This window comes from Planococcus sp. A6 (assembly GCF_028823615.1).
GTDB lineage: Bacteria > Bacillota > Bacilli > Bacillales_A > Planococcaceae > Planococcus.
In genome coordinates, this window is sequence record NZ_JAPEHT010000130.1 from 1 (window position 1) to 8,990 (window position 8,990).

Genomic DNA, 8,990 nt, shown 5'->3' on the forward strand with positions numbered 1-8,990 from the left:
CATGCAGCTGATGCGACAGGACGTCGCGCTTTCAGCTGCCCGGGAATGGGGCGGGTATTGAGCCAATGTGCCAAAGAGCGCGGCACAATTGTCTCGTCAGCCCGCTCGGTCCCCCAGGCGTCGGCCCCTTCCACTCCGTCTCTAGTTTTAGAGGTGAAGAAAACTTCTTCTATCCACTCGATAGGAAATGAGGAAATGCGTCATGTTTTGTAGCTCGTATCATTTGGATCAAAGAGAATGCGATTTTTAATCCTCATCTTCCAACAAGATATTCGGTTCAAGCACCTATCTGTCAGATGCTGCATCTTGGGAAGCGATTCCCCCGCTAGCCGGCAACTCGTACAGAAGCAGATCTATTTAAACGCACCTGAATCAACGAAATCTCTCAGCCGCCCAGCGTAAAGGGGTGAGCCGACGCCGTAAGACAGGTGTTCTTCCGGGCTTATGGCAAGAGGCCAACCCAAAGCAGAGCGGCGAATAATAAGAGGAAGAAAAAGTAGAATGCAGAGATAGTTCGACACACGAACTCCCGCTATCTTCTTATATATTTTCCGAGAAGCGATTCCCCACTAGCCGGCAACTGGTTATAGAAGCAGAACTACCTGAACACACTCGACTCAACGAAATCTTCAAGCCGCCCAGCGTAAAGGGGTGAGCCGACGCAGCAAGACAAGTGTTCTTTTTGGCTTACTGCCAAAGGCCAACCCAAAGCAGGGCGGCGAAGGCCAATATGATGCTTAATTAGCACACAAAAATATGTCTATACGAAATCTCTCGCTATCATCGTCAGGCTTTTACGCCTCTAGAATCCGTGCGCCGTTGAGCCCCGCTGTGACCATCCAAAGGTGCGAAATGCTTGAAATAATGATAAAGTAAAGGATAGCAAAGAATGTCAAAACGGCTAGGTACATGTGGAACAATTGGGATGCAGAGGGGGAGAAGATAGATGAATAAAACAATATTAGTTGTAGATGATGAGAAGCCAATTGCGGATATCCTGCAATTTAATTTGAAAAAAGAAGGCTTTAATGTGGTAGTGGCTTATGATGGCGACGAGGCGATCAAAGTGGCGGAAGAAATTCAGCCGGACTTGATGCTGCTCGATATCATGCTGCCGAACCGCGATGGCATGGAAGTATGCCGCGAAGTGCGCAAGAAATTCGATTTTCCGATCATCATGTTGACGGCGAAAGATTCAGAGATCGACAAAGTGCTGGGGCTTGAACTTGGAGCCGATGATTATGTGACAAAACCATTTTCGACGCGTGAATTGATTGCGCGTGTCAAAGCGAACTTGCGCCGCCAGAACGTCGTGCCGGCAGAAGAGGAAGGCGTCGGCTCGAACGATATCCAAGTCGGGTCGTTGACGATTCAGCCGGATGCGTATTTGGTGTTGAAGCGTGAAGAGACGATCGAATTGACGCATCGCGAGTTCGAGCTATTGCATTATTTGGCGAAGCATATCGGGCAAGTAATGACGCGTGAGCATTTGCTGCAGACGGTATGGGGCTATGACTATTTTGGCGATGTGCGGACAGTGGATGTCACGATTCGCCGTTTGCGTGAAAAAATCGAAGACAATCCGAGTCACCCAGCGTGGATCGTGACGCGTCGCGGCGTCGGTTACTACCTGCGGAACCCTGAACAGGAGTAGGCTGAATGCTTAAAACCAGTTTTTTTAAGTCGATCCATGTGAAATTTGTGTTGATTTATATTTTGCTGATCTTGCTGGCGATGCAGATCATCGGCCTTTATTTTTCCGAGCAGCTTGAAGGAACATTGCGGGGGAACTTCGAGGACTCCATTAGAGACCGGATGGAAATCATCGAATTCAGCGTGCGCGAAGAAATGATCCGCAACCGGACAGATGAAGATTTGACCATCGAGCAGAGCCTGCGGTCGGTCCTTACGAATTTTGATTCGGGTGATATTGATGAAATCCGCGTGGTCGATAATCGCTACCGTATTTTGGGAACTTCCACGGGTGAGAATCAGTCGCTAGTTGGACAGCGTTCGACAGATGACCAAATTCGCCGTTCCATTATTGGCGAGACCTTATTGGAACAGACGTATATAGACGACAACCGGGAAGAACGGGTATGGGTCAGGACTTTGCCGATTACAGCGGTAGGGGGCGAAATGCTCGGTACGCTCTATGTCAAAGCGGAAGTTGAGAACGTCTATGACCAAATGGATACCATCAACTCGATTTTGGCAGGGGGTACAGCCATTGCATTGGTGATAACGGCTGTGCTTGGGGTGTTGGTCGCCCAGACGATCTCAAGGCCGATTGCCGATATGCGCAAGCAAGCGCAAGCGATGGCGAAAGGTAATTTCTCGCGTAAAGTCCGCGTCTATAGCGAAGATGAAATCGGCCAGCTGGCCCGTGCTTTCAACCATTTGACGAACCGGCTGCAGGAATCCCAGCAGTCGACGGAAAGTGAGCGGAGAAAACTCGCTTCGGTGCTTGCCAATATGACGGACGGTGTTCTTTCGACCGACCGCAGAGGGCGCATCATCTTGATCAACGAACCGGCTTTGCAATTATTGAATGTTTCACGTGAAACAGTGATCAACCGGCCGGTCACGACAGTGCTGGGCTTGGATGAATCCTATACATTCGAAGATTTAATCGATATGCGCGATGCAATCACGCTCGATATCAGTTCGCAGGATCAATCGACGCTGTTGCGCACGACTTTCTCGGTCATCCAAAAAGAGACCGGTTTTGTCAACGGCTTGATCGCCGTCCTGCACGATAATACAGAGCAGGAGAAGATCGATATGGAGCGCCGCGAGTTTGTGGCGAACGTATCGCATGAGTTGCGGACACCGCTCACGACGATGCGCAGTTATTTGGAGGCGCTCGCTGACGGTGCTTGGCAAGATCCGGATCTTGCACCGAATTTCCTTAATGTGACGCAGACTGAGACGGAAAGGATGATCCGCCTCGTCAACGATTTGCTGAAACTGTCGAAGATGGATTCGAGCGAAGCGGATTTGAGCCGCGAAATGGTCGAATTCGGCGTGTTCTTCAATCGCATTATTGACCGTTTCGAGATGTCGAAATCGCAAAACGTGTCATTTGAGCGTAAAGTGCCAAAATCGCAGTATTTTGTAGAAATCGATACCGATAAATTGACGCAAGTCATCGATAACATCATTTCCAATGCCTTGAAATACTCACCAGAAGGCGGTAAAGTGCGCTTTTCCGTCCGTGAGAAAGAAGGCGAATTACTCGTCTCGATCAGCGACGAAGGAATGGGCATCCCGAAAGAAAACGTCGAGCGGATTTTCGACCGTTTCTACCGTGTCGACCGTGCGCGTTCGCGTGCAATGGGTGGAACTGGGCTGGGCCTTGCGATTTCGAAGGAAATGATCAATGCTCATGGCGGCAGAATCTGGGCACAAAGCAAGTACGGCAAAGGGACTTCGATTTACTTCACCTTGCCATATGAAATTGATGATGGAGGTGAATGGGATTGAAGTATTTGGAGCATGTAAAATCCATTGCCCTGTTCATTCTGATTTTTCTCAGCTTAGCGCTGACCTTCACGATTTGGACCTTCACCCCGTCGCTTGAAGAGATTGAAACGCCTACACAAGTGGACGTGGCAATCGGCGACAAGCGCAGTGCAGACGAAGTCGTCCGGCCGGTGAAAGTGCTGTATCATCACGAAGATAAAGTGACCGGCACTTTTTCCCAGACTGAAATCGAAGAGATGCTGGAAACAATCCAGCAATGGCAAATTTCCGATGTCCAGATATTCGAAGAAGAAGCAGGGACAGAAGTACTGAAGCAATATTTACAAAATCCAGGGCGCACCGTGCTGTATTATCCAGGTGCTGTGCCGTTCCCTGTGTTCGATGTCATTATGGACATTACCGATAATAATTTACCAGAATCGACATTCAACCGCGTCGTTGTCGAATGGGGAACAGAGGAAAATCCCGATTCCATCATTTATTTTATCAACACCGGCTCAGGCCGTGTATACGAGGCACAAGTATCAGAAACAGAGTTGGTAAAATTCCGCGGCGATTATGTGCAACAGTCGGAAGAATATGATCGCTACATCACGGATCCGCGCATCGGCAATTTGCCGGTTTATGTGCCGGAAGATCCGATAGAGAAGACTGGCTTTGACTACCTATTGGAAGAAACCTCGGCGGCAATCTTTGCGGATGCCATTATGGACAGCCCGTCTGCGGAATTTGCAGGGGATCTGCAAAGTGAGGAGTTCACCGATGATTCGGGTGCGATCATGCGTGAATTGGATAGCCAGAAAAGCATCAATTACGTGCAACCTAAAGCCGAAACCTCTGACCCGGCGATTCCGTCCGATCTCGTGTTCAACTCCATCAACTTTGTTAATGAGCATGGAGGATGGACCGATCAATACGTGTATTTTGGCATGAAATCGGTCAATCAACAGATCAGCTATCAGCTGTTTTTCGAAGGTTCTCCGGTTTTCAGCAATACGACAGCTGTAAGTTTAGATGTAGAATGGGGCATAGACAACGGCATTGAGCAGGCATTCCGCTATAGCCGCCCGACTTACTTGCTTGATTCGGTCGCAGAAACCCGCACAATTGAAATGGCGTCTGGCGAAGCGGTGTTGGATGCTTTGGCCCGACTTGAAATGGACCTATCGACGATTGAAGCGGTAACGATCGGCTACGAACTGACTGAATCAGAGCCTTTGATCACCTTTCAACCCGCTTGGTATTATAAAGCAAATGGCAAATGGACACGGCTATCTGACGAATCAGTAGGAGGCGTGAAGCTTGGATTGGAGTAAAACAAAAACCATTTTCATAGTTGTCTTTTCGATTCTAAATGTCTTCTTGTATTCGTTGTATATCGACCGCTATACGGAAGCAGAACGAATTGAATTGCTTCCGGAATCGACCATCGATGAGAAATTACGCGGTGATAATATCACTTATTCCGCTTTGCCGGAAGTCTCAGAAGACAAGCCATACGTACGCGGTGAATCGAAATCTTTTGCTGGCACCGAATTGGATATTGACGGCATCGTCAACGTCCTGGAAGACCGGATGCTGCAAGTAACTTACGATGAACCGATTGACTTGGAGGGCGACAAAGCAGACGCATTGGCAGCCTTCATTGAAGAGGAAGTTCCGGAAAGCTCGGAATACAGCCTTTGGCAAATCGATGAAGATCAGAACCACGCGGTGTTTTTCCAGCAGATGGCGGGTGTCCCGTTGTTTTATAGCAAGGGCGGCCAATTGACCGTGTTCTGGGATGAGAATGACGCTGTTATCGGTTTTGAGCAGACATTGTTCGACAATATCATCGAAAATGAAGAACAGAAGAAATTGATCTCGCCGCTTCAGGCAATCCACACTCTTTACCAGAAGAGCTTATTGGAAACAAACAGCCGCATCACCGAAGCCGAACTTGGCTATTCGACACATGTACAAGTATCGGAGAACCGGCAAATGTTCGTCCCCACTTGGCGCATCCGCGTGAAGGATTCCGAAGGTGTGGAAACGGATCATTTCGTCAATGCCATCAAGGATGGTGTCATTGAATTGAACAAACAGAACGAGGAAACAGCAGAGTAAGGAGATTTTAACTATGCGCTTCAGTGTATTGGCCAGCGGTTCGACTGGCAATGCCATTTATATAGAAAACGACGAGCATGCGTTTTTAGTGGACGCAGGGCTCAGCGGCAAGAAATTGGAGTCGTTATTCGCCTCCATCGGCCGCGATATGGGCAAGCTCGACGGCATTCTGGTCACCCACGAGCATAGCGATCATATTAAAGGGCTTGGCATCGCCGCGCGCCGCCATAAAGTGCCGATTTACGCCAACGCCAAAACCTGGACGGCGATGGACGGGCTGGTCGGTGCGATCCCTGTCGAACAGCGTTTCCATTTCGATATGGAGACGACGAAATCGTTCGGCGGCCTCGACATCGAGTCGTTCGGCGTGTCGCATGATGCAGCGGACCCGATGTTCTATGTGTTTCACGAGAACGGCAGGAAGCTTGCGCTGATCACCGATACGGGCTATGTCAGCGACCGCATGAAAGGCATCATCGGCGCATCCGATGCGTATGTCTTTGAGAGCAATCACGACATTGGTATGCTGCAGATGGGGCGCTACCCATGGTCGGTCAAACGACGCATCCTGAGCGACGTCGGGCACGTGTCGAATGAAGATGCGGCGGTGGCGATGTCGGAAGTACTTGCGGAGAAACCGACGCGTATCTACTTGTCGCATTTGAGCAAAGATAATAACATGAAAGACCTCGCGCGCATGAGCGTCGAGCAGACATTGCAGACAAAAGGCATCTTCGTCGGCGATTATGTCGATTTGTTTGATACCTCGCCGACTGAAGCGACGCCTTTGGTTGTGGTGTGAATAGATGTAAGAGGAGAGACTGTCCCAGAAGCCTTAGAAATGGCTTGTGGGACAGTTTTTTAGTTTTTTTGACCTGCTGATGTCCGTGAAAGTGGACGCTTTCGGGCCCACAGGATCACAGGATGTGGGTCATGCAGCTGGCGCGACAGGACGTCGCGGTGCCAGCTGCCGGGGGCTCGCATTGAGCCGCTGATGCTCATTGCGGCGGACGCTTTCCGCGGGCACGGCTTCAGTCGCTTCCCTCGCTGCGCTCAGTCCAGGGTCTTCAGCTCGCGCTGTCCCCGCAGGAGTCGCCGCCTCCATTCCCATCAGCTAGTTTGGAATTAATATAGAGACCGCACCAACAGCTGCTGGCGGGTATCATCTAACTGAGTTGAACCCAATCACCCAGTTAAAAAGTGTACAAAGTAAGTTGGATTATGACTTCCTGACAGGCTCATACAGGGAGGATTGCTTGCATTTTGGCGGGTACATCTTATGATAAAAAGAGAGGCAAAAGAGAGGATGGAGGCTATGGGTTATTACAATCAAACGCCGAATGGCAGGCAGCCGAAGCCGAGCCTTGCGGGTAGTTTTTTTGCAGGGGTGTTCGGCGTGATGGTCGGGGCGCTGTTGATGTGGGTATTGTTTTCGCAAGCACCAGGCTTATTGCCAGGGACCGATTCGGCGGATTCCGGCACCCAGATCCAGCAGCAAAGCCGTGAACAGCAAGGCGCATCGCTTGATATCACGACCGATGTGACGAAAGCAGTCGATGAGGCGTCGGATGCGGTAGTTGGCGTGTCAAATCTCCAGACAGGCGGGGATTTCTTCTCGCAAAGCCAGGAACAGGCAGTCGGCACGGGCTCTGGCGTCATTTATAAAAGTGAAGGCGATACCGCGTATGTCGTGACGAACCATCACGTCGTTGATGGCGCGAGCGGCATCGAAGTGACGTTGGCCGACGGGACGAAAGTCGACGCACAAGTGGTCGGCAGCGATATTTGGACCGATCTCGCTGTTCTTGAAATGAGCAACGAGAAAGTGCAGGGTGTTGTAGAGCTGGGTGATTCGGATGCGTTGAAGCGCGGTGAAGCGGTCATCGCGATCGGCAATCCGCTTGGCCTTGAATTCTCAGGTTCTGTGACGAGCGGCGTCGTGTCAGGCACTGACCGGGCAGTTCCAGTCGACCTGGACGGCGACGGCACAGAAGACTGGCAAGCGGAAGTCTTGCAGACAGATGCAGCGATCAACCCCGGAAACAGCGGCGGTGCGCTCGTCAATTTGGCAGGGCAATTGATTGGCATCAACTCGATGAAAATCGCCACTTCGCAAGTCGAGGGAATCGGCTTCTCGATCCCAATCAACTCGGCACTGCCGGTCATCAATCAACTTGAAGCAACGGGTGAAATGGTGCGTCCGGCAATGGGCATTACGCTGATTGATTTGGCGCAAGTGCCGAGCACATACCGCGAAGACACATTGAATTTGACGGAAGACGTCACGGCGGGTGTCGTCGTGAGTTCGGTTGTCCCGTCTTCTGCAGCGGATGAAGCGGGCATGCGCCAATACGATGTTATCGTTGAAATGGATGGAGAAGAAATTGGCGATATCATCGAGTTGCGCAAGCATCTCTACAATGAAAAGCAAATTGGGGATATATTGCAAGTAAAAGCGTACCGAAACGGTGAATTGCTCGAATTCGAGCTTGAGCTCACCGATAATTCCACCTTGTAAGATCCAGCAGTTCCAAGGAGTGCTTTATGCACCAATTGGAACTGCTTTTTTCATTTGCCGAAATTAAAGGAAGGACCAAAAATCAGCTGAATATTATACACTTCGTAGCACGAATTTTTAGCTGAAATGGAGCAATTGTTCGGGAAAATGGCATGTGGATAACTTTTTTGTTAAAAATCGATTGTTAACAATCCACAGGTGACAAAAGCTTCGCTATCCGTAGGGTTTTATATCTGTTAAAATGGATTGTGGATAAAAGGGAACGAAATGTGTATAACTGTGTTGAATATTCGGAAATCGAAAGGGGGCGTAAAAATGGAGTTATATTGCTGCCAAACGCACGTGGGACAAGGGCTTGAAGAATTTGTTGCCAAAACGGAAAGCTATCCTATACTGACTGAATTATCAGATAGCGAAAAGTTATCCACAAAGTGCAACTACTGTGAAGAACAAGCATTGTATCTTGTGGCGAGTAAATAAAATTCTACAATATGTAGAATCACCTGTGGATATGTGCATAAACTCTGTGGGCAACTTGTTTGTAAATTTCGTGTAAAGGGGGATAAGTTGTGAACATTTCAATTGTCACCGTCGGAAAACTGAAAGAGAAATACTTGAAAGCGGGCATTGCAGAATATGCAAAACGCTTAGGGGCTTATGCAAAAATTACAGAGGTAGAAGTCGCGGATGAAAAAGCGCCGGAGCAATTGAGCGGAGCGGATATGGAAATCGTTAAAAAGAAAGAAGGCGAGCGCATACTCGCCAAAATCCCGCAAGACGCCTACGTCATCGCCCTGGCGATTGACGGCAAAATGAAGACCTCCGAGCAACTCGCCAAAGACATGGAATCGCTCATGACCTACGGCCGCAGCAAAGTCGT

At 49.5% G+C, this 8,990-nt stretch carries 9 protein-coding genes; 8 read left to right on the plus strand and 1 reads right to left on the minus strand.

Translation table 11 applies throughout. From position 1 onward, the window contains the following. The first annotated feature begins 946 nt into the window (after window positions 1-946). Genes yycF through ON064_RS15265 form a run of 5 tightly spaced genes read left to right on the plus strand, consistent with a single transcriptional unit; the run spans window position 947 to window position 6,394 of the window. The gene (gene yycF / locus ON064_RS15245; protein ID WP_058382289.1) at window positions 947-1,654 is read left to right on the plus strand and encodes a response regulator YycF; all 708 of its coding nucleotides are present in this window, start codon (window positions 947-949) and stop codon (window positions 1,652-1,654) included. 5 nt (window positions 1,655-1,659) lie between these two features. After that, entirely contained in the window at window positions 1,660-3,486 is a 1,827-nt protein-coding gene (walK, locus tag ON064_RS15250; protein WP_274625448.1) for a cell wall metabolism sensor histidine kinase WalK, read from the plus strand. Beyond that, entirely contained in the window at window positions 3,477-4,802 is a 1,326-nt protein-coding gene (locus ON064_RS15255; protein WP_274625449.1) for a YycH family regulatory protein, read from the plus strand. Before walK ends, ON064_RS15255 begins: the two co-directional genes overlap by 10 nt. Next, on the plus strand, window positions 4,789-5,592 hold the full coding sequence (locus tag ON064_RS15260) for a two-component system regulatory protein YycI (RefSeq protein ID WP_274625450.1): 804 nt from the start codon (window positions 4,789-4,791) through the stop codon (window positions 5,590-5,592). The genes ON064_RS15255 and ON064_RS15260 overlap by 14 nt, the downstream gene beginning before the upstream one ends. 13 nt (window positions 5,593-5,605) lie before the next feature. Beyond that, window positions 5,606-6,394 (plus strand): MBL fold metallo-hydrolase, encoded by a 789-nt coding sequence (locus ON064_RS15265; RefSeq protein WP_274625451.1) that lies wholly within the window; start codon window positions 5,606-5,608, stop codon window positions 6,392-6,394. Between the two features lie 129 nt (window positions 6,395-6,523). Here the strand turns inward: ON064_RS15265 and ON064_RS15270 are convergent, their stop codons facing one another. Beyond that, window positions 6,524-6,697: a hypothetical protein gene (locus ON064_RS15270; protein WP_274625452.1), complete on the minus strand. Its 174-nt coding sequence runs from the start codon at window positions 6,695-6,697 to the stop codon at window positions 6,524-6,526. A gap of 210 nt (window positions 6,698-6,907) precedes the next feature. Here ON064_RS15270 and ON064_RS15275 point away from each other — a divergent pair, with 210 nt between their 5' ends. The 3 genes from ON064_RS15275 to ON064_RS15285 form a co-directional block, all read left to right on the plus strand. After that, the gene (locus ON064_RS15275) at window positions 6,908-8,110 is read left to right on the plus strand and encodes a S1C family serine protease (RefSeq protein ID WP_274625453.1); all 1,203 of its coding nucleotides are present in this window, start codon (window positions 6,908-6,910) and stop codon (window positions 8,108-8,110) included. A 315-nt stretch (window positions 8,111-8,425) separates the two neighbouring features. Continuing rightward, window positions 8,426-8,590 carry a CxxH/CxxC protein gene (locus tag ON064_RS15280; RefSeq protein ID WP_274625454.1) on the plus strand — a complete coding sequence of 55 codons (165 nt, stop codon included), beginning with the start codon at window positions 8,426-8,428 and terminating at the stop codon, window positions 8,588-8,590. A gap of 89 nt (window positions 8,591-8,679) precedes the next feature. Then, window positions 8,680-8,990: 23S rRNA (pseudouridine(1915)-N(3))-methyltransferase RlmH (locus ON064_RS15285; RefSeq protein WP_274625455.1), on the plus strand; the 311-nt coding region annotated here is incomplete at its 3' end.